General features: G+C 58.7%; 16 protein-coding genes. 8 read left to right on the plus strand and 8 right to left on the minus strand.

Annotated features, from left to right (window positions below; translation table 11 throughout):
- Window positions 1-556: 556 nt before the first annotated feature.
- From EN780_RS08635 to EN780_RS40545, 3 genes are all read right to left on the minus strand, one after another.
- A complete protein-coding gene (locus EN780_RS08635; RefSeq protein ID WP_128273177.1) occupies window positions 557-748 on the minus strand; it encodes a hypothetical protein in 192 nt (63 codons plus the stop codon).
- A 149-nt stretch (window positions 749-897) separates the two neighbouring features.
- Window positions 898-1188, minus strand: coding sequence for a hypothetical protein (locus tag EN780_RS08640; protein WP_128273179.1), 291 nt, complete (start codon window positions 1186-1188; stop codon window positions 898-900).
- A 1012-nt stretch (window positions 1189-2200) separates the two neighbouring features.
- Window positions 2201-2623 (minus strand): hypothetical protein, encoded by a 423-nt coding sequence (locus EN780_RS40545; RefSeq protein ID WP_245499913.1) that lies wholly within the window; start codon window positions 2621-2623, stop codon window positions 2201-2203.
- 577 nt (window positions 2624-3200) lie between these two features.
- Here EN780_RS40545 and EN780_RS08655 point away from each other — a divergent pair.
- Together EN780_RS08655 and EN780_RS08660 are read left to right on the plus strand one after the other, a co-directional pair.
- A complete protein-coding gene (locus EN780_RS08655; protein ID WP_348631249.1) occupies window positions 3201-4439 on the plus strand; it encodes a pilus assembly protein TadG-related protein in 1239 nt (412 codons plus the stop codon).
- Window positions 4440-5586: 1147 nt separating this feature from the next.
- Complete coding sequence (locus EN780_RS08660) at window positions 5587-5886, plus strand: hypothetical protein (RefSeq protein WP_128273183.1); 300 nt, start codon at window positions 5587-5589, stop codon at window positions 5884-5886.
- Window positions 5887-7201: 1315 nt separating this feature from the next.
- Here EN780_RS08660 and EN780_RS08665 read toward each other — a convergent pair.
- From EN780_RS08665 to EN780_RS08680, 3 genes are all read right to left on the minus strand, one after another.
- Window positions 7202-7438 (minus strand): hypothetical protein, encoded by a 237-nt coding sequence (locus EN780_RS08665; RefSeq protein WP_128273184.1) that lies wholly within the window; start codon window positions 7436-7438, stop codon window positions 7202-7204.
- Window positions 7439-7896: 458 nt separating this feature from the next.
- Entirely contained in the window at window positions 7897-8187 is a 291-nt protein-coding gene (locus tag EN780_RS08670) for a hypothetical protein (protein WP_128273186.1), read from the minus strand.
- 1403 nt (window positions 8188-9590) lie between these two features.
- Window positions 9591-9812: a DUF768 domain-containing protein gene (locus tag EN780_RS08680; RefSeq protein ID WP_128273188.1), complete on the minus strand. Its 222-nt coding sequence runs from the start codon at window positions 9810-9812 to the stop codon at window positions 9591-9593.
- 708 nt (window positions 9813-10520) lie between these two features.
- Here EN780_RS08680 and EN780_RS08685 point away from each other — a divergent pair.
- A complete protein-coding gene (locus EN780_RS08685; protein ID WP_128273190.1) occupies window positions 10521-11849 on the plus strand; it encodes a (Fe-S)-binding protein in 1329 nt (442 codons plus the stop codon).
- 262 nt (window positions 11850-12111) lie between these two features.
- Here the strand turns inward: EN780_RS08685 and EN780_RS08690 are convergent, their stop codons facing one another.
- A complete protein-coding gene (locus EN780_RS08690) occupies window positions 12112-13476 on the minus strand; it encodes an NAD(P)/FAD-dependent oxidoreductase (protein WP_128273192.1) in 1365 nt (454 codons plus the stop codon).
- 91 nt (window positions 13477-13567) lie between these two features.
- On the opposite strand from EN780_RS08690, the gene EN780_RS08695 reads away from it, so the two are divergent.
- The 5 genes from EN780_RS08695 (at window position 13568) to EN780_RS08715 (ending at window position 20186) form a co-directional block, all read left to right on the plus strand.
- Window positions 13568-14200: a TetR/AcrR family transcriptional regulator gene (locus tag EN780_RS08695; protein ID WP_189556458.1), complete on the plus strand. Its 633-nt coding sequence runs from the start codon at window positions 13568-13570 to the stop codon at window positions 14198-14200.
- A gap of 683 nt (window positions 14201-14883) precedes the next feature.
- Window positions 14884-15549 carry a hypothetical protein gene (locus tag EN780_RS08700; protein ID WP_128273196.1) on the plus strand — a complete coding sequence of 222 codons (666 nt, stop codon included), beginning with the start codon at window positions 14884-14886 and terminating at the stop codon, window positions 15547-15549.
- A gap of 7 nt (window positions 15550-15556) precedes the next feature.
- Window positions 15557-18604, plus strand: a complete 3048-nt coding sequence (locus EN780_RS08705; protein ID WP_128273199.1) for an OmpA family protein — start codon at window positions 15557-15559, stop codon at window positions 18602-18604.
- A 13-nt stretch (window positions 18605-18617) separates the two neighbouring features.
- Complete coding sequence (locus EN780_RS08710; RefSeq protein WP_126056366.1) at window positions 18618-19112, plus strand: Rab family GTPase; 495 nt, start codon at window positions 18618-18620, stop codon at window positions 19110-19112.
- Between the two features lie 3 nt (window positions 19113-19115).
- The gene (locus tag EN780_RS08715) at window positions 19116-20186 is read left to right on the plus strand and encodes an adenylate/guanylate cyclase domain-containing protein (protein ID WP_128273202.1); all 1071 of its coding nucleotides are present in this window, start codon (window positions 19116-19118) and stop codon (window positions 20184-20186) included.
- 311 nt (window positions 20187-20497) lie between these two features.
- Here the strand turns inward: EN780_RS08715 and EN780_RS08720 are convergent.
- On the minus strand, window positions 20498-20748 hold a 251-nt coding region (locus EN780_RS08720; protein ID WP_128273204.1), incomplete at its 5' end, for an FCD domain-containing protein.

Raw genomic sequence — 20748 nt, forward strand, 5'->3', positions numbered from 1 at the left:
ATGCCTGGGTCGATCTCGATAGCCTGAGCGAAATGCGACGAGAGGCACTCAAGGCTCTGCAAGACATAGCAGTCGACGAAATGGCCTCAAGCGATTTGGATGAATCATTGACCGTCTCCGTCCATGAGCCGGGAGACCTGTCTATTCTGCTACCCTCAGCGTCTCTCAGTCGTTTCCGGTTGCGCAGGGGTCCCACTAAGCGGGGAACATCCCTGGGGCGCTAAGTTGGTGAGGCAAGGCCCTGCTGTCCCCCGGCAGCGGGTTTCGCTTTAGCGCAACAGCAAGTGCGCGCCTATGCCGGCCGTTAAAGAAGGTCGAAAAGTTAAACATACCGACAGATATGATCTTTCCGGGGCGATTGGATGGCGGGCCTTTTTTCGTATTGACAACGGAAGGCCGCATGGCGATGACAGTATCGATTCAAACACGGGGAGCTGCATGACAAAGAAACCATATGTGAAGCCTTCACTAGCCAAGAAAGCGAAGCTGTCGACCGTGGTCGCATTCAGCCTGTCCGGGCCGCTTCCACCGCCAGAGATTCCCGAGACCTGAGACATCAGGTGCGTGGGACCGGCCCGCTGGCTTCGGCCGGCGGGCTTTTTTGTTTCAGCCGATCGCTAGCCTCCAGATACGCAATGTCTATTAGGTACGTCAGCAGATGTTCACCATCCTCACGCATCCGATGGCGGATTACGCCCAGCAGGGATGCAACAAAGCGCAAGTTCTCCAGCTTGCTTGGCGTATCCATGATGCGCCTCCTAAGTTGACGATTCGTCCTATAATATTAGCGTATGCTTTCGCGAACGTCCTGCCCGCAATATTTGGCATTTTGAAAAGGCGCCCTTAAGGGTCGGCGACCGGCGATAGCGGGAGTAATCTCCTACCTGCTTCAATGGCTCATGTCGTCTTCCGTTTCGGCGCCACGTAGCTGGTGACAAGCCGCACCGTGTTGAGCTTGACCGTGACTGGAACGCCAACGTTCACCGTCACTCTGTCCTCGTCGACATGCGTGACGTCGCCCACCAGCTCAATCTTCTGCCCGCTGCTCACGTTTGGCGACCGATCTACGATCGAATGCGGCTGGTGGTAGGAAGGGATCAATACGGCGATCCGGTCCTCTGTAACGCGCTTGCGCACAGTAGCGGTGATTGCGACCTCGTCGCCGACTTTGATGCTGCCCTTCGCCATGCCGATACAACTCCGACACGGCAAATAGGTTCGCAAGTGATTGCTAATGTATGGTTTCAGGATTGTCAGAGAACTGACGGATCAACTCGTAACTGGCCGTGGCCGTTGACGCCATTGCATGACCTGCAAATAGGCCGCCGCGGCTGCGTCGCATTGATGGCGAGATGGGCCATTGGAGTGCAGGATGACTTCGGCCACGCGTCTTGGAATGCCGTGCTTCGCTGCAAAAAAATCGACCTCATACGGAAACTGGTCCGAGTCCGGGTCGCTGCTGTTCAATTGCTTGCCCAAATGATCCTCCGCCGGTGCCTGGGATCACATAGAACGAAGTCGGCCATCATTGGTTTCGGCCGCGCCGTGGTTTTCGTCAATGTGCTGGTGCCGGGGGCACGTATGTGGGCGAGGACACCAATCTTTAAAATTGTCTGGAACCATCCCACCCCATGGTATACTGTTCCCCTAGCGGTCGATTTCTCAGGAATGTAGCCGCCCTCATTGAAAGCCCGCCCGTGGCCCCTCCATCGTGGCGGGCTTTTCATTGAGACGGGCCACTGAATTAAGCGAAAACTCATGCCTGGAGCGTACTAAGCAGAGATGCCTTCACGTCAAACCTTAGTAGAGTACGCCATCCTCGCCACGTTGATCGTGGCAACAGCATGGATCGGGCTACACGACTGGTCATGGGCTTCCCAGTAGGGAGCTAGCCATCATCCTTTCGGAGGCAGAGTGCGCGGTGCCCCCCGCGTAGATTAAGCGAGGCGGGCGCTCGAAACAAAAGCTACCTTCAGCGGTTCTTCTTCATTGGAGGTAACAACCCATGTGCCCAGCAATCGACAATGGGGGTGATCGCCAAGCCCATCTAAAGCTGCTGGCAGAGCGACTGACGAGAGAAACTGGCATCAAGGAGGAAGAGGCCAAGCAGCTGATCGAGCTGGTTGGAACCGATTGGAATTCGCTGCTTCGCGAGGCTAGGTTCCTGAAAGGTCGACACTAGACGGTTGCCGGCCCGGCACTAGCGGATCCGCTGGATGCGGCCCTTTTCGAGACGAAAAACACCGTTATGACCGCCTTGCTTCTCAAAGTCGGTTTGTAGCTCATCCCAGGTGCCAAGATACTTTCCGCAATCATCGCAAGAAATCGGCGTCTCGGGACGCGCGTCATCGGAAATTCTGAGCCTGATGGTGAGGCAGTATGGGCATTCGAGCTTGTGATCGAGGTATTTCGGCGGCGCTGGCCCGTTCACTCTTCGCCCTGACTTCCGGATGATCCATTCCACAAAGTCAGGATCGACGGCGTCAGTACCGGTCAAATCGCGGACCATTTGCTCGGCGAATTGGCGCCATTGGCTTTCGGGGATCTTCTCTTCAATGATCGCACTGTGGAAGGCACTTCGCAGGATGTCGCCGTAGAGTGCCGACACCTCGTCACGTGACATGGTTTACCCCCGCACATAAGGCGAAAGCACCCCAAGCGCCCGCATTGCCGCTGCTTGGTGCTGGCGACTTGGGGATTATACGCCGTATTCCGGAATCGGTGAGTCCGAATGTAACAAGATCGACCCAGGCATCGCCAAGAGCGTGCCCATTTCTCACAACTTCGAAGAGGCATTTCGACATTCGGCCACTGTGAGACAAAGCAACTGTGGCGGCATTCAAATTTGAGGGCCGGCCATCCGGCCGGTATGCACAGGGAAGCCCCGGCAGCGGCCGCGCCGGAAGAATGGCTGACGCGGCCGAAGTGGGGCCCCGTCCCCTTCTCGAGTCCGGGCTATTTTTGTCGCGTGAGGTATTACCAGAGGTGAAATTTCAGATGTTCTCCGGGGCAGCCCTCGCCGCGGGCAACCCACCAATGGACAAAGATGCTCGCTCGCGTGATGCTCGCGTAAGTGGGACGCAAGGCCCAGTCGACCAGGCACTAAAGTCCAACCCCTGCAAATAGAGCAAAAATATTAGCTGTTCTTTTATCAACATGGCTTTTCACATTGTTGCAGGTTGATTTCGAGGAAGGCTGCCGTGGCGTCACTCGCTCGTATCGTTCGAAAATTCTTCTCTCGCGGCTTGCGCATCGCCGAGGGCGGCAACGTCGCTACCCTCTTCGCGCTCACGCTGCCGGTCGTCGTCGGCGGGGCAGGGCTCGGCGTCGAGACATCTTACTGGTACTATTCCAGCCTGAGGCTTCAGGCGACGGCGGACGCTGCCGCCTATGCCGGCGCGGTGGAGAAGTCTTGGGGCTCCGACACAGCCACCATCACCACGACTGCCACGACATCGGCGACCGAAAACGGCCTGGGCACCGGCACCATCACCGTCCACACGCCGCCCACGACGGGGGCGTATACGACCCAGAAGGCAGTCGAGGTCATCCTCAACCAGAACCTCGACCGGATCTTCACCTCGATCTTCACCTCTAGCAAAGTGCCCGAGAAGGCGAGGGCGGTGGCGCTGGTCACCGATGCCTCCAAAGCCTGCGTGCTGGCGCTCAGTCAGTCAGCCTCGCAGGCGGCGCTGTTCTCCGGTAGCACCAGCGTCAAGCTGAACGGCTGCTCGGTCATGTCCAACTCAACAGCCTCGGACGCCATTAAGGTGCAAGGGGCGTCCGGTCTGCAGGCTGACTGCCTGATCACCGTGGGCGGCATGGTGCTGAACAACCCAGTGACCACGACATGCACATCGAAGATCACCCAGGCCCTGCCGGCATCCGACCCGTTCGGGAGCCTGCCGGCGCCGACCGCCAGCGGCGGTTGCAAGAACGTTAACGGCAACAAAACGACGCAAACACTCCAGCCAGGAACTTACTGCAGTGGTATGAACCTCGGCGGCGACGTCACGTTCGCGCCGGGCGTCTATGTCCTCCAAGGCAACATGAAGATCAACGCGGGTGCAGTGATCTCGGGCAGTGGCGTCACCATCTATATGTCGGGCAGCAACACCGTCAGCATGAACGGGAACGCCACCGTGACGATGAGCGCGCCGACCTCCGGCACGTATTCCGGGGTACTGTTTTATGGCGACAGGACCGGCACCACTACGCAGAGTACTTTCAACGGCACCGCCACCTCCTCGCTTACGGGAGCGATTTATTTTCTCAAGCAGCAGGTCAACTATCTAGGCAATTTCTCCGGTAAGAACGGCTGCACGCAGGTGGTGGCCGACACCATCCAGTGGTCCGGCAATTCCAACATCAACCAGGACTGCTCGAGTCTGGGAATGAAAGACATTCCGGCGACCACCTCCATTCGACTCGTTGAGTAAGACTGAGCGTATTCCCTGGCCCGGGCGACGACTATTGCACGTGCCAATGGTTTAGGAGCCTGGTTGCTGTGGTCGCTTCGCTAGAATGAGTGGCGTTGGCGCGGTCGATCCCTTCCGACGCCGACCTGACAGCCGGGCCAGGCGAGGATGATGGCCAGAACGGCGAGCAAGGTCACAACGTTTATGTGGCCTTCGGATCGGAGGTGGGCCTTCCAAGGAAGATTGTCGGCCTTCCCCGGCCTTGGCGCCATGGTAGCGAGCGCGGACTTGGAAGATATCGGATTGGAACCGCAAAAGGCACACAGTTCGCGCCGCCTTCGGCCGCAGCTTGCCCGTACTGCGCGGGTTGATGTCAGCGAGTCCTAGCAAGCGCCCCCAAGTGGGCAGATTCGCCGCTTAGCTTGGCACTTTTGACCGCCATGCTCGCGGCGGGACGATAATCCCGTCGACAGGAAGATCCTCCAAACCCTCGGGGCTGTTGGCTATGACGCCTTCGAGGCAGAGTTGGCACCGCTAGCGGCTGCCATCAACGGACCTATTCCTGCTCGCGTCCAATGGCATCCCCAGACTTGTGCAACCGCTGAAGATCGCCTGTCGGTGATCGATCTGATTCTTAAACGGTTCAATCGTGTGGGTTGGGAGTTGCTCTTGCGCTGGCGCCCACCAATCACGGCATCTCTAGTCCATCAGCCATGCCGCTATGGCGAGATTATTCCGGTGATCCACCGGAGCCCGTCACGAGGCCGGGCTTAGCTAAAGGACATGATGCTATCGAGCGACTGATCGAGGCAGCCGGCCAGGACTCCGCTCGCTGGACCTCGCTCCTTGGGCACTGGGCGCATTTTGCGGCGCCTTGGCGAGAGCAGGCGGCGAGCGGCTCGCTTCGGCATCTGCACATTTTGATGAACCTGCCCGGACTGCGTTTCGCGAGCAGTTGGGTGGGCAGATCAACAGGCATGAATCGTTCAGTGATGATTATGGACGAACACTCCTTGGCGCCGATGCGCAGAGTGTTTGATGCGCTTGGGCCAACCGATGTGACTGCCCGCTAGCGGATGCGGCCGCGGCCCCCGTCGAGGTAACGCCGCTCGAAATTATCATCACCTTTGCGCAAGACGTGGAACGACCGGACTCCCGAGGTTATGCGATGGCTGCGAGCCGCGTGTCTGAGAGCGTGAAAGACGAGCTCCTTCCGAAGGTTCTGCCTTCAGACGCTGACAATATTGGGGCATTTGCCAGCGATGTTGGCTGGCCTGCTGCAGGACGCAGCGAGGCATGGGTCTTGCGCCGCTTCGATGAGGCCACCCGCGCGCAGGACGACTTCAATGCGATGCTTCGGCTGGCTTTCGCATTACCGTCCCGCCGTGAGAATTGGGACCGAGTTGCCGCCGCCGGAGCCGTGCACGAGAACGTGGCGGTCGACCTCAAGGCAGGACTATCAGAGTGAAGGCCGGCCGCGTTGTTCAACAGGCAACTCCGGGAAGTTAGGTCTGGCTTTCTGAACGGAACGATAACAGCACGGCGGCGCCCCGCAGCGCGGCACCTTTGGACGCTTTCACGGCTCAAAGCTGCGGGAGAGCTCCATCAACTCTCCTTTGTTAGAGATGCCGGTCATGTAGCCCGCGATGATACGCGATGCGCGATGCTCATTCGGCTTGTCGGTTTCATCAGCCACCGAACACCCGGATAAGGAATTTCGTCTATATGATGTACCCCTCGCCCTGCATCGGGAGGCCCAACGGTCCCGGATCGCCTTGTCACGAATGCGCCTCGGGTTGTAGCCCGGGCCAAAGCATTGCCCGCATTCCGGTCGATCGAACTCGTAACCATTGCGTTCCGCGTAAGACAGCATCGCCAGCTGACCATGAAACAATCGAATAAGACGTAGCCACCAAGTCAAGGTCGGCTTCAGGTCAAACTCGCTCGGGTGGCGCGTCCGGTGGCATCTGTGGCAAACGTTCGGCAGCATCGGGGCAAAATGAGATTGTCGGATTCCAAATCATTTTCCGATCACGGACAAGCCGGTGATCAACGCAGACTGGCGGGAACTGAACTGTCGGTCGCCAGCTCGGGGGGCCGCCCCAAGCGACAACGGCGTTGTGGATCACATTAGGCGCTCGATGGGCGCCTTCAATGAGAAGGCCGGTTCATAGTGAACGAACTGTCACTATCCACAACACATATCATAATGCGTTTCTGTCCCATCAGGGGTTGAAGATTGCCATACCAATTGATTTCAGGTGTCGACTTTCGAAGGGTGGTCGCGAAGAATCTCAGTCATTGATTTTGTACGCAAATGACAGTTCTGGCTGTGAACCGTTACGTTCGTGTGCGCTATAGAATGCATGCCGCGAACCGCCAGTTTGCGGCCGCGATGAAGAGCGCGATTGTCAGAGACTTGTCCATTCTAAAGGGCGGCCCGGCTTCGGATCTCGTGACGGGAGATGCCTTGGACCGGGCCTAGCTGGTCATAAGGCGGGGTGAGCCCCCTGCCCAGCATTCTTACACGATGAGCGTCATGGTAGCCCAATGCAAGGCCCTGAAAAGCCGAATGGTTAGCCGCACGGAGTAGCCGCCGATGGCCAGCTCCTTGCTCGGACGCGGCCATGGCCGCCAGTGAACAAGTAGCGCAGGCGCCGAAGCCCGTGAAACGGAAAGCGTTGCCGATCGCCGTCCCGATCTCGGCGGCCAGTCGGATAGCAATCTGCCGCACAACCCACCCCTCCATGGCAGTTCAATTGCGCGCTTCCGGATTGCTCCGGCTACCAGCCCACAGCGTTAATCTGGGAAAGCTCTGCGAAGTCGCCATAGATCGTCGAGCCCTTGACGAGTAAACACATGCCGCCGAGGACTTCGAAGAGGGAGCTTGATCCGTTGCAAACCGCGTGGTTCATCACGTTGGTGTGCAGGAGGGTCGCAGTTTGTACCCTGCGATCCTTGGCTTCGGCATAGCCGATGCTGATCGCGATTGCGGTTACAGCAATAAGAGTCTTGCTCATAATTAACCCCAAGCAAAACCGGGTTGCCGCCCTCACGCTCAATATAGCACTGGCATAAGATGCTTCCATCCATCGGTTGGATGACTTGGGCTCATCAATATTAACTAGCGAGGTGAATGCGCGACGCGAAAATCGAAGTTGCCCCAACAGAGGACGCGGCGTTCGCCGTGGTCGACATCGATACCCTTTGACGAAACAAAACGACCGGCGCTGATTTTCCCTGGAAGGGTCGCGTCTGCAAAATCTTTTCGAAGCTCCGAACCGGTGAATGGAAGTTCTACTGGCAAACCAGCGCGCTCAATCTCCCGCCGAGGCCATAGCCCCCGCGACTGCCGTGGCCGTCCGATTTGCGCTCCATCGCTTCTGACGGACCGCGCCCCCGTCCAGCATCAAAATTTGATATCAGCCGGACGGGCGAGAGCTGCCGCGCCAACGCCTGTCACGAAGCGACGCGATTGTCAGCGGGCGTTGGCTGATGGAGCCGTCTTGTCCTGCGTGGCCGCCGGCATGTCCTTGGTCGCGGCACCTGTCTGGGTGTCGGTGGCCGGGACGGTATGGTCATCACCCGACAGCGGACTACCCCCGCCAGGCACGTCCTCGCCTGTCGGAGCCGTGTTGTTTATGCCGTTCTGGAACGGCTGGCTGTCGGTCGTCAAACCGCCTGCCTCCGTGGCGGTAAAAAGGTGATCGGCTGCCGACGCAGGGCCGGCGAGCAGCGAAAACGCTGCAATGATGATAAGTGGTCGCATCCCGGTCTCCATTTGTTTGGAGTTCAACGTCCCGACCGATGCGCTACCTTTAGTTGCCCGGCAGGGACGGGCGTCCCTTAACCTCTTCAACGCCGCGCCCTGTCCTTTTATTCCCGAAAAAGCGCTTTTCAACGTGCAGTCGGACCAACGTTCCGTCGCCAAGAACATCACGAAAGGCCCTGCCTTACGCCGACCTTCCGGCGTTAATGGCGCGACTCGGCGCATGGAAAGCATCTCGCGCCGCGCGTTAGAGTTCACGAGGAAGACGCCGCTGGTGCCGCACAAGGCAACGTAAGCCATTGAAGGGAAGCACCGGGAAGGAAGTCGAGTTCAATCCGGTGGAACGGGACAGGACGGGTGCAGCAGTCAAGAAACGCTCTTTAGGCCGAGTGACCAGGGCACTCGGTCCTAATTGAGTGAACTCTAATGTTCGAATAAATTAGTCGTAGTGGGGTTTGGGGCTTCTTCCTTTCCCGCAAAGGCCGGCGCGGTGCGATAGATCTAGCAACGAGCGCCCGACTGCGCCGGCCATTTCACGCCCTACCTTGGTCAACGATGGGCTGGCGCCCTCATTGAGCGCTTGCAGACAATTTGAATAGATTAGCAGCCGCTAATGAGCGGTGCTATAATGCGCAGTCAGCCGGCAAACCTACCCCGTTTTGCTGGTTAGGCCTAGCGGCCGACCCGCCCCCCCCCTCTCGGCCGCTGGGCCGCCAGCCTTGACCCGGAACCGCTTTGAGGACGGCAATGCCATGGCATCGCCACAGCGGCAATATTTGATCCCGCTGATCTGGACTTGCTCCAGCGGGTGTTCAACCAACTGTGCGACGAGCGCTACCTTGCCAAGAAAGACAGGGATCAGAGGGAAGCTCTCGCAGATGAGGTCCTCGACCTTTTCCAAAATGGGATGACGGACGAAACGAAGTTATGGCAAGCGCTTTCGACGCGACGTAGCGCCTGAACCAAATAGGCCTTCCGCCAGAGGGAGAGGGCGGAAGGCCTATTGGTTTGGGAGCGGCTACATTCCTGAGAAATCGACCGCTACAGCACACAATGCACGAGGGGCGTGAGGAGTTCCAGACAGTCTAAGCATTCGCAACTGCAGGCGCTGCTCTGCCTGGGGGGGTAGCCCGTAAACCGCGGGAACATTGGGCTTCGTCAGAAGTTGGAATCCCAGTCAGCCTAGGGAACGCCCCGATGCCAGAGTATTTTGTTGAACAAATGACGGGTGAGACGGTTACTACATGGCGAGTTGTGAGGGCCGAGACACCGGGAGAGGCAGCTCGCGAAGGTACTGGATGTGATGTCAAAGCGCGAGCAGCCGAATTCATTTGGGTCAGGGTGACTGACGAGGATTTGGGCGAGGTCTATGAGTTCAGCATTGGTCAACCGCATCCGAACGCTCAATCCGCGACGCCGGCCTCGCGATGAAGGACCGCGTCAAAGATCACCTCATAGACGCTCCCGATTTCTTCCTCGAGCTCCGTGCTGTCGATCCCGATTGCCTTGGCGTCTGCAAAAAGCTGTTGGGTCAATTCAGCCACCGAGATGATGTCGGCACCGACCGTCTCCGGGATGTTGTTGGAAATCCATCTGTGGAGAAAGTTGATGCCGCGGGTGCTCATCCCGCCACAAGCCGGCGAGTAGCATTTGGTTCCGGCAGTGTCCTCTAAAGCCCACCGGCAAGGCCGCATAGCGATTCCATGGTCAGCGCCGGTCGAAATGCGCGTGCATTAGAGGGACGCTGGGTGTCTCGATCCGCAGTGGGGCAAACTTGATCGAAGTTCTCATTTTGGGGGTTCGAGTCGGTAGAGCGCTACCGCCAATACAGCGCTGCAACCGAGTTCGTCTGTTGACCGGACTTCGCAAGCGAGGCCAGGTTCAAGTCCTGTCCCTGCAAGCATTTTGTCAGAAATCAATAACCGTCTTGATCTGATCGGGGCAGTTTCTTTGCGGCGCCGGGGACGCCGCTCCCAGTGAAGCAAACCGGGGTCCATCCTCGGCAAGATCGCCTGGGGTGCCGCCGACTGTTGGTCTGGCGTTTGTCTGGCAAAGAGTATGCGGCGACCCTAGACGGCGGCCTTGTGACGTGTGATCTGCCGGATTCGGTAACGATAAAGGACGCTGGGCTCCGTGGCGCTCAGAGAAGTTGGGCTGAAACATCGTCATTGGAATCAGATTGGGATTTTCTACAGGCCGCGGATCTCGCTTCACGCAGTTTAGTCATCGCGGCGTACGAAAGCCTCGTCCTTCAAGATTGCCGATTTCTATGTTAGTTTCCGAGCTGCCAATGCGCGCGTAGGGCGCATTCTTAGGCAGGCTCGGAGTCCGCGATGCTCCCGGTGGACGAGACATCCTTCGAGACGGTTCTGGGCGAACGCGTCCAGGATATGCTTGATGCCTGCACGCGATGCGGCAAGTGCGTTGAGGTTTGCCCAAGCGTGGTGCCCGCCGGCATCCCGGAGGCGAAGTCCGAAGACCTCATCGGTGGTATCCTCGATCTTGTCCGCACCGGTAACGGTCCGGAGACGTCGCGCGAATGGGCAGCCTCCTGCATGCTCAGCGGAGAATGCATCAAGGCGTGCGACTACGGCGTCAATCCACGCTTTCTCCTTACCATGGCACGCCTTAGCGTCGCGAAGGCTGACAAGGAGCTTGCTGAACGACGCCGGCAAGGCGTGGAGAGATACCGTGAGGTCAGCCGCGGTGTAACGATGCTGTCGCGTTTGCAACTCGATACGGAGGTCCTGGAACGGCTGGGTCAAAAATCAGCGTCAGTATCCATGCCCACCGAGCCGGCGGACTTTGTGTTCTACACCGGCTGCAATGTGCTCAAGACGCCACACATTGCCTTGCTTGCCCTCGATATCATGGACGAACTCAGCATCAGTTACCAGGTTATGGGCGGTCCCAGCCATTGTTGCGGCATTTCGCAACTCAAGGCCGGCGACGCCGAGATGACCGGTCGCATGGGGTCCAGCTCTATGGAGAAGTTGTCGCACTCCAGGTTGGGACAGGTGATCACCTGGTGTCCGACTTGCTACGTCCAGTTCACAGAAAACATCCTGCCAACGGTGGAACGACAGCGCGGCTCCCGCCCATTCGAGATGAAGCCGTTTATGCGATTCCTCCGCGACCGGCTGGCGCAGTTGAGGCCGCACCTGCAGCACAGGGTCGACATTCGCGTCGCGCTACACAAGCATCCTGGCGTAGCCGGCGTGGTGGAGGCTGCCACCGAAATCCTAAAGATGGTCCCCGGCATTGAGCTTGTCGATCTGCATCAGCCAGCGGTGGGTCTGCAGAGCGTGCATGTCGGTGTGCTTCCTAAGTTCAAGCGTGAGTTGCAGCTAAGAGAACTTGAAGCGGCGCGTGACGCGGGTGTTGATGCGCTGGTTGCGGTTTATCATTCCGATCATCGCGAACTGTGTGCTCACGAGCGCGATTGGCCATTCCGCATCATCAATATCCTTGAAGTGATTGGTGAAAGCATGGGGTTGCATCACCACGATCGCTACAAGCAGCTCAAGCTCATGCACGACGCCGATCAGATCGTCACCGAATGCAGCGACCTGATCGCAAGGCACTCCCTTGATCCCAATGATGCTCGTGACGTCGTGGTCAGGGTGCTGCTTGGAGACCAGCCGCTTCCACTGAGGGGGTGATAGCGAGCGAGGCGCGAGTGCCGTGGCGCAGCAGCAAATTCGGTCGCTTTTAGTTCCACTAGCGGAACCCCCTGGGGTTCATGGAAAGCTCTTCGAACTTTCTGGGTCGCGCCTCAGCCGGAACTGCGAGTGCTTATGGATAAAGCGAGACAGCAGATTCGGGTTTAGGAGCATGTGGACGGCAGCTTGGCGCCTCAAACTACGAGACCACGCCCCAGATACCAGTTTGGTCCGACTCCCTGCTCAGGCTGTCGCTCATCATCTAAATCGGCGCCAAGCTCTCAATGTGATCGGCGATGTAAGCCGCGTCACGCCCGACAAAGGACAGGACGGCCGACCGGAACGTGTGCATCCAGTGAAGCCCAAGAAAATAGACTCCCTGACAAGCGGTGACGCCGCGCTGTTGGACTGGAGTGCCGTTAGCATCGATGATCTTTAGATTCACCCAGTCGTAGTTATAGGCGTATCCGCTTGCCCAGACGATCGTGCGAACGTTTTCCCCGCTCAATTTCAAGGCGGGCACGCTCTCGATCTGGAAAGGCAGCGGTGGCACCGAGCGACCCTGTTGGTCCACTTCCGACTGCATCGAAGTCGTAGCGGCCAGATGGTCTGCCGCCTCCAGGAAACCTGCATAACTTCTGTCGGCGGCCGCGAGCGCGTCCACAGCGTCATCAGCAAGTACTGCTGTACCATCGGCAATCCCAACTAATCGCCCCAGTAGAGTTGCGCCCTCAACGCCCAGCCGACGCGGATCAAGATCATACCCCCCGTCCATGCCGGTCAAAATTACCGACGGCGGGTACCTCCTATTGGGGAAGGAGTCGATCGTCACGTCGAAGCGGCCCAAATTTTCGTACCACCAGATAAGGTCTTGACCACGATAACGCCGAGGCACTCTGCTGTGTCGGCTGACAGCAAGAAATACTCGTCGGCCGCTGCGCAACAGTTCATCTGCAATCTGGCAGCCCGAGTTGCCACTGCCTACGACAAGGACAGCCCCCGGCGGCAGCTGTTGAGGGTTTCGGTAGCAGGTCGCATCGATCTGACAGATCGAGGCCGGTACTGCGTGGCTGTAGCCTGGAACGATCGGACGTTGAAACGGACCGGTCGCAATAACAACATGGCGCGCCCTGATCGGGCCGTTTGCGGTTTCGAGATGATAGGCTGCGCCGCGGTCATCGCGGGAGAGGCCAGTTACTTCAACGCCGGTGCGCACTGGCGCTTCTATCTCAGCGGCGTAGTCTACGACAAAGCGCAAGACCTCTGAATGATGAACAAACCCGTCCGGCTCGGTCCCTGCATATGGCTTCCCTGGCAAGTCGAGCCAGCGGTTTGGTAGCTGGAACCGTAGCGAGTCCCAACGTTCAGACCGCCATCGCTCGGCCACTGTAAACCGTTCGAGAACGATGTGCTGTCGACCGCGCTGACGCAAATGATAGCTCATGGCCAGTCCCGCCTGGCCACCGCCGATGATGCCTGTGTCATGTTCCTCGTACAAGCTTTCGAGGCTGACTCGTGCGCCACCCAAGGCTGGTCGGCCTCGAGACTTTGGCCTGCCGGCCACCGGGACGGTATGTCGGTCAAATATGGGTCGCATGTTCACGCCTGGCGGGCCGTCAATATCCATCGCGCCGGTGTCCCTTTTACCGCCGACATCTTGGTTGGTCACTGACGGGCGGATGTGGTACCGTTACTTGATAGTAAACTGGTCTACTACAATGATTGAAAAGAATCTCGCTACACGTGAACGCTTGGTTTCCGAGGGATTGAAAGCGCTGATCCTGAACGGTTTTGACGGCGTCGGTCTGAATGCCATCCTCCAATCGGCACGTGTCCCAAAAGGCTCGTTCTACTATTTCTTCAAGAGCAAGGAGGAGTTCGCCGGTGCCGTGCTGGACGCTTACGAGCGCCACTATCTCGACTGGCGCGATGAAATGTTTAAGGACAGTTCCTGCAGCCCACTTAAGCGGCTCCGAAACTATTTCGACGCCGTAGAGGCCCAGCATCTGGCTGAGGTGCCGCTTGGCGGCTGCCTCTTTGGCGTTCTCAGCCAGGTCGCAGCTGCACGCAGCCCGGAATTCAGGGCGAGACTGGCCAGCGTGTTCTCCCGATGGGAGGAACAACTGTGTGGATTGCTGGAAGAGGCGAAGGCCATCGGAGAGGTCGGACCAAGCGTCGACGTCAAAGATGCGGCTGCCTTCCTAATCGATTGTTACGAGGGAATGCTGGTGCGCATGAAAGTCGATGGCGATCGAGGTTCTTTTGATAGATTCCGCCGCCTTGCTCTTGACCCGCTCGCAGCAGCAGACAGCCGCCATGGGAAAAGCTATCACGGCACCGAAGGCGCTTAGGAAGCCAACAAACACCTCAGTGTATGCGACCAAGCGCAGCTCACACTAGCGCCGGCGCGCTTATCAAGTACGTGAGTATTCCCTTGCCGAGGTCACGTGCTGCGGTGAGCGTGCGCCAGGCGGTGCCGAAGTCGGGCCGGGAGCTGGACAGCTCTCCGCTCGGCGACAACTGCTTCGTCATAGCGGCGTTCGACCAGTGACATAGTGCTCAGTTGAAAGATTTGCGGCCTGAAGGTAGTCGCGTGGGATCAATCGCGTGGCGATCTCCGACTGGCGATAGCCCTCTTCCGACAGCCCGCGTAAAGCGGCCATTCAGGCTGTCTACGGGACATACTAGCTTTGCGCCATACTGTGTGGCCAACTCGTGGCACGGGCAAAATTTGCCCAGGCGAACGGCAGCTTTGCGCCTCAGGACAGTCATTCCTACGGTCCCGTCGATTCACCAAAAGCGGACATCGCTAATGCGCTGCCACAGGCAGCTTTGCGCCAATGACAGTCGTTGTCCCTGCATTCTCGAACAGGCATTCTCCATTCGAAAAAAGACCTTCCTTCTGGCGTTGGGCCCCGCATCGGAAGACACGCGCGAATCGGCCTAAGCCAAGAGGATTCCGGCTTGCGGCCCGGGTATTTGTCTGACATAAATTCTCGTTTCCGAATTTCTCATTGGGCGATGGGGTGTAAGGATGGCAAAGGACTCTGCGAATGCCGCTTCTTCAGCAAGTAAAGCGGACGCAAATCTGATAGGAAATGCAGAGGGTAACGGGCTGAACTTCATGGCGGCCCAGGCTCGCGAGGGCGGGGCCGGCGGTGACGCTCCAGGTGTCGACAAGATACGCGATCTTTTGTTCGGCAACCAGATGCAGGACTATGACCGCCGCTTCTCCAAGCTTGAAGAGCGGTTCCTGCAGCGCTTCAAGGATGTCGAATCCGAAGCCAAGCGCAATCTTGAAACCTACGAGTCAAATGCGAAGAAGCAGGTTGACTCGCTGGCGACGCAGTTGCGGAACGAAAAAGATGCGCGAGCCGAGGCCGACAAGGAGATCGACCGCAATCTTCGCGATCAGAATCAGGCGCTTGAAAAGCAGGTGCGCGCGTTGTCTGATCAATTGAGCGAGCTCGAGCGCGAAATAGCGGATCGCATGAACAGAAGCGACCATTTGCTGCGCGAGGAAATCAAGCAAAAGAATGAAAGCGCTCAAATGCTGATGGAGAAGATATTTTCCGATCTCAGCAACGTCAAGACCGACCGAAATCTTTTGGCCGGCCTGTTTGTCGAGGTCGCAAAATGTCTGAATCAGGATCCCGTTGGCAGCAAGAGCAACTCGGAGCGTAGCTGGAAAGCGAGTTGATCGGAACTTGACGTCGAGCGTCGACCCAATCAGCCTTCCCCAAAGACCAGCTTCGAACGATACCGGGATTGATCGCGAGGCTCTGGCCCGCCTTTTGGTGGAAATTGCCCGGAACGTCGATCCGGACAACCATGCGCTTTACGAAGGAGTTCCAGCCGCCGATCATCGGTTGGAAAGGCTTCGCCAGCTGCTCGTCGGCGGCGAAATCTCGGAACTTTCACGCGTTACGCACCTGCTCGACGAGCCTGAGCAGCTTGCAGCCGCTGTAGGGAACGTTCTCCCCGACGCAACCGCGCGCGCGTCTCATATGCAACTCGGCGAGGCCCTCGCACCGGCCGTAGAAAGGGCCGCGCAGCGGTCCATCCAGAAGAACCCGCACATACTGACGGATATATTGTATCCGGTGTTTCTGCCGGCCATTCGCAAGTCGATCGGCGAAAAGATCGACCAGACCTTCCAGTCCCTGAATGAATCTTTAAGGCATATATTTACCTGGCATGGCCTCAAGTGGAGATTTGAGGCTTGGAGAACCGGAACAAGCTTCTCCGAAGTCGTTCTCAAGCATTCTCTCGTCTATCGCGTGGAGCATGTCTTTCTGATCAGCCGCAGATCTGGGCTTTTGATCGCGCATGTAACCGCCGAAAACGCCACCAGCGAAGACCCTCAACTGATTTCCTCGATGCTCAGCGCAATTCAGGATTTCGTGAAGGACTCGTTCAACGAGAAAGAGAACAGCGGCCTGGATACCATCCGGTTCGGCGAGCTTCGTCTCTGGTCGGAAGTCGGACCGTTTGCGACGCTGGTTGCGGTGATCCGGGGAAACCCGCCGGAGGAATTGCATGACGTAATTCGCGATGCATTGCTCCGAATCCACGATGAATCCTCGCAGGCTTTAGAGGAGTTTGACGGCGACACATCGCAGTTGCCCGGCGTGGAGACGCAGTTGCAGACCTGCGTCGAGCTGCAGCATACGGATTCGAAAGAGGGATTCCCGTGGCTGGTGGTGACGGCAGCCCTGCTGATCGTGACTGCGGCAGGCGCCTGGTTCTTTGTTTCCTGGCAAGCGGGGCAGCGCTGGCAGACCTATCTGTCGCGACTGGCGACCCAGCCGGGGATCGTCGTTTCCGAGCAGAAAATTCGTGGCGGCCAGTTCTATATTGCCGGACTGAGAGACCCGCTCGCCGTTGACCCGCAGTCGCTGTTGCCGGGAACGGAGGTCGATCCCGCCCGCGTTCATTCAGACTGGCAGTTCTATCAGAGCCTTGAGCCGGAATTCGTGCTGAAGCGGCTGACGGCGTCGCTGGCGCCGCCGGGTTCGGTACGGCTTTCGGTCGTCGACGGTCGCATCGTCGCCGAGGGTGAGGCTACCACCACGTGGATCAACCGGGCGCGGACCGCCGCCCAGCAGCTTTCGGCAGGCGGCCCGGTCTTCGACATCTCCGGGGTCCGCGATGTGAGCGCCGAGGAGCGCTGGCAGGCCTATGTGTCGCGACTGGCGACCCAGCCCGGCATCATCGTCGCCGATCAGACTGTGCGCGATGGCCAATTCTATATTGCCGGTCTGAGAGACCCGCTTGCCACCGACCCGCATTCGCTGTTGGCCGAGACGCAGGTCGATCCCGCGCGCGTTCATGCAAGCTGGCAATTCTACCAGAGTCTTGAGCCGCAGTTCGTGCTGAAGCGGCTGACGGCGTCGCTGGCGCCGCCGGATTCGGTGCGGCTTTCCGTAGTCGATGATCGCATCGTTGCGGCGGGTGAGGCCACCACCGCGTGGATCAACCGGGCGCGGACCGCCGCCCAGCAGCTTTCAGCCGGCGGCCCGGTCTTCGACATCTCCGGTGTCCGTGATGTGAGCCCCGAGGAGCGCTGGCAGGCCTATGTGTCGCGACTGGAGAAGCAGCCCGGCATCATCGTCGCCCAACAGAATGTGCGCGATGGCCAATTCTATATTACCGGCCTGAGAGACCCGCTTGCCGTCGACCCGCAGTTGCTGCTGGCCGGGACGCAGGTCGATCCCGCTCGCGTTCATGCAAGCTGGCAATTCTATCAGAGCCTTGAGCCGGTGTTCGTGTTGAAGCGGCTGACGGCGTCGCTGTATCCGCCGGATACCGTGCGCCTTTCGATCGTCAATGACCGCATCGTTGCCGAGGGTGAGGCTCCCGACACCTGGATAGATCGGGCGCGCGCGGCGGCACGACAGCTTTCGGTAGGCGGACCGGAGTTCGACATTTCCAAGGTTCGTGATGTGAGCCCCGATGCACGCGCGGCGGAGCATTGGCAGTATTATGTGTCGCGACTTGAGGCTCAACCGGGAATCATCGTCGCCCAACAAACGGAGAGGGGCGGACATTTCTACATTTCCGGTCTGAGAGACCCGCTTGCCGCCGACCCGCAAGCTCTGCTGTCCGGAACGGGGGTTGATCCTGCCCGCGTTCATTCACAGTGGCAATTCTATCAGAGTCTTGATCCGAAGTTCGTGGTGAAGCGGCTGACGGCGTCGCTGTCCCCGCCGAAATCGGTTCAGCTTTCGATCATCCAGGGTCGCATCGTTGTCGTGGGCGAGGCTCCTGCCGGCTGGATCGGCCGGGCACAGGCCGCCGCCGACCAACTTTCGGCGGACGGAGTGATTCTGGATGTCTCGCAGTTGCGCGAGCTGAACCTTGCCGAACTTAATCATTTGAGAGAGGCCATCCAGACGACCGATATTTTCTTCTCTTCCGGCAAGGTTGTGCCGGGACCGGAGCAGGCGCCGGTGCTTGACAGATTGGCTGATCAGTTGAAGGAATTCGCCGAAAATGCCCGCAAGGCAGGCGTGACAGCGCGGTTCATGTTGACCGGCCATTCGGACACAACGGGCCGTGAGACGGCCAACGCGTCGATCAGCGCCGCCCGCGCCGAGACGGTTCGCGCGCTTCTCAACAAGCGCGGCGTCGCTCCGGAACTGCTGCAGGTCCGGGGCGCGGGCACCTTTGAGCCGGCGGTGCCCGAAAATGAAAATAGTCGAACTGGGAACTCCACCAATCGCCGGGTTTCGGTTACGGTCAGCCTGGAGTAGTGCGGGGCCCAGGATGCTGCAAAAAAAGATCTGCATGTTGGGCGGGTTCGCTGTCGGCAAAACGAGCCTGGTGCGCAGGTTCGTGCAAAGCATCTTCTCGGAAAACTACCTGACCACGGTGGGCGTGAAGATCGACAAGAAAAGCGTCGCGTTTCCGGACAAGACCGTGGATCTGATTTTGTGGGATTTGGCCGGCGAAGACGATATCGGCTCATTCCGCGTCAGCTATGTGCGAGGTGCGACCGGGCTCGTACTTGTCGTCGACGGAACCCGGCCCGCTACTCTTGCCGTGGCGCTTACGCTGCGCGAGCGCGTCGAGGCCGAATTCGGTGCCATGCCGTTTGTATTGCTGTTCAACAAATCCGATCTGACCGATCGCTGGGCAATACCGGATGGTGAGATTGACGAACTGAAGCAACGCGGATGGCAAATCTATCTGACAAGCGCGCTTTCGGGCGAACATGTCGACGATGCGTTTCGTCAGCTTGCCTCGATGGTCGCCAAGTAGACCATGGCCAGGTTGCCGAAAGAAGTCAGAAGCTGGATATACGATTTCTTCTCTAAAGAGCGCTCTGCCGCATATCTAAAAATCGACGCTCGGCAATGCATAGAAGCGAAGGGCGGCAACCTTGGATATTACGGGCTTTCGTCGCTTCGCACTGGCGAGCCCGTTGCCGATCAACTCGAAATCATGGAAGGGCTGCTGCCTTGCCCGGAGCTTCCATTCCATTTGCCCATGATGGAACTGCCCGGCGGGCGTGTCGCGGACCTTCATTTCTTTGACGACAGCGGCTCGGTGTGGCTGCTCTTTCTCGACGCCACGCCAGAACGCGACCATCAGCAGCGGCTTCAGCAGAAGGCTTATGAAATGACGCTCCTGCAGGAGAGGGAGCGTGAACTCAATGCGAAGCTGCAATCGACGAACGAGGCGTTAAGGGAGAGCCAGGAGGGTCTGTCGCGCGAATACCGGCGCGCCGAATCCCTGCTCCTCAACATTCTTCCGGCGTCGATCGCGGAGCGGCTGAAAGCGGACGAGCAAATTGCAGACAACCACGCGGAGGTCAGTGTGCTTTTTGCCGACATCGTCGGTTTTACCGAAAGAGCGCGGAGCGTCGGAGCCGCGACGACGATCGCTATCCTGAATTATTTCTTCAGGGCGGCCGATCTGCTCTCGGAACAATACGGCTGCGAAAAGATCAAAACCATCGGCGATTGTGTCATGGCGGTCGCTGGCCTGCCCGTCGCGCGATCCGATCATGCGCAAGCCATTGCGAACTATGCGCTTGAGCTGCGGGAGGCGGCCAGGCGAGAGCGCTTCGCGGGCGAAGCGCTACGTCTCAGAATTGGAATTCACTCCGGACCGATCGTGGCGGGCGTCATAGGCAAAAGGCGGTTTGTCTATGACCTGTGGGGCGACACCGTTAATCTCGCCGCGCGCATTCAAAAGGCCGCGGAGCCCGATGAAATCCGTATTTCTGATGCAACCCACCAATTGCTCGGACCGGATTTTGCTTGCGAGCCGCTCGGGGAAACGGAATTGCGTGGCACAGGTCTTGTGCGAATGTGGCGGCTCCCTGCCTGATTTGCCGCTTGGCAATGCCGACCCTGGAGCGCATTGCACCTCAAGCTAGTCAAACATCGGCGTTTCGAATGTCAGCAGCGATGCGCGAAGCAGTCGACCACCGAGCGACCACCAAAGGTCTGCCCTGGGTCAACTCAGGACATCGGATGCTGAGATATTAAGTTTCGCTATCGTTTTTCCTGCACCACAAGCGGACCTACTGCTTCCGGCCCAAAGCTGCCCGTCAGGAAAGCGCCTCATTTCGGCCGGGGCCAAGCTTTGCACGGCCTGTAAGCAGACATCGTCTGCGAGTTTCCGGACCGCCCCTAGTTTCAGGCCACGTCCCGCCTACCTGGCTTGCGATCGTCGGCCGCAAACACGGCGCTCGCCTCGCTGACGATCGAGACATGATCCCTGGCGGCCTTGCCCGCCGCCATGCCGTCGCCGCGCATGATTGCGGTGACGATCAGATCGTGTTCCTGCCAGGATTTGGCCAACCGGCCGGGCAGCATGAACTGCGCGCGGCGGAACGGCGCCAGCCGGCTGCGGGTCGTCACCGTCAGATCCTGGATATGCGCGTTGT

It is taken from the genome of Mesorhizobium sp. M4B.F.Ca.ET.089.01.1.1, from assembly GCF_004022605.1.
Taxonomy (GTDB): Bacteria; Pseudomonadota; Alphaproteobacteria; order Rhizobiales; family Rhizobiaceae; genus Mesorhizobium; species Mesorhizobium abyssinicae.

Bases quoted from the DNA above. Each gene is read 5' to 3' on its own strand.
- EN780_RS08635 (WP_128273177.1), bottom strand. From the start codon at position 748: ATGGATACGCCAAGCAAGCTGGAGAACTTGCGCTTTGTTGCATCCCTG.
- EN780_RS08640 (WP_128273179.1), bottom strand. From the start codon at position 1,188: ATGGCGAAGGGCAGCATCAAAGTCGGCGACGAGGTCGCAATCACCGCT.
- EN780_RS40545 (WP_245499913.1), bottom strand. From the start codon at position 2,623: ATGTCACGTGACGAGGTGTCGGCACTCTACGGCGACATCCTGCGAAGT.
- EN780_RS08660 (WP_128273183.1), top strand. From the start codon at position 5,587: ATGGCTGCGAGCCGCGTGTCTGAGAGCGTGAAAGACGAGCTCCTTCCG.
- EN780_RS08665 (WP_128273184.1), bottom strand. From the start codon at position 7,438: ATGAGCAAGACTCTTATTGCTGTAACCGCAATCGCGATCAGCATCGGC.
- EN780_RS08670 (WP_128273186.1), bottom strand. From the start codon at position 8,187: ATGCGACCACTTATCATCATTGCAGCGTTTTCGCTGCTCGCCGGCCCT.
- EN780_RS08680 (WP_128273188.1), bottom strand. From the start codon at position 9,812: ATGAGCACCCGCGGCATCAACTTTCTCCACAGATGGATTTCCAACAAC.
- EN780_RS08685 (WP_128273190.1), top strand. From the start codon at position 10,521: ATGCTCCCGGTGGACGAGACATCCTTCGAGACGGTTCTGGGCGAACGC.
- EN780_RS08690 (WP_128273192.1), bottom strand. From the start codon at position 13,476: ATGGATATTGACGGCCCGCCAGGCGTGAACATGCGACCCATATTTGAC.
- EN780_RS08695 (WP_189556458.1), top strand. From the start codon at position 13,568: ATGATTGAAAAGAATCTCGCTACACGTGAACGCTTGGTTTCCGAGGGA.
- EN780_RS08700 (WP_128273196.1), top strand. From the start codon at position 14,884: ATGGCAAAGGACTCTGCGAATGCCGCTTCTTCAGCAAGTAAAGCGGAC.
- EN780_RS08710 (WP_126056366.1), top strand. From the start codon at position 18,618: ATGCTGCAAAAAAAGATCTGCATGTTGGGCGGGTTCGCTGTCGGCAAA.
- EN780_RS08715 (WP_128273202.1), top strand. From the start codon at position 19,116: ATGGCCAGGTTGCCGAAAGAAGTCAGAAGCTGGATATACGATTTCTTC.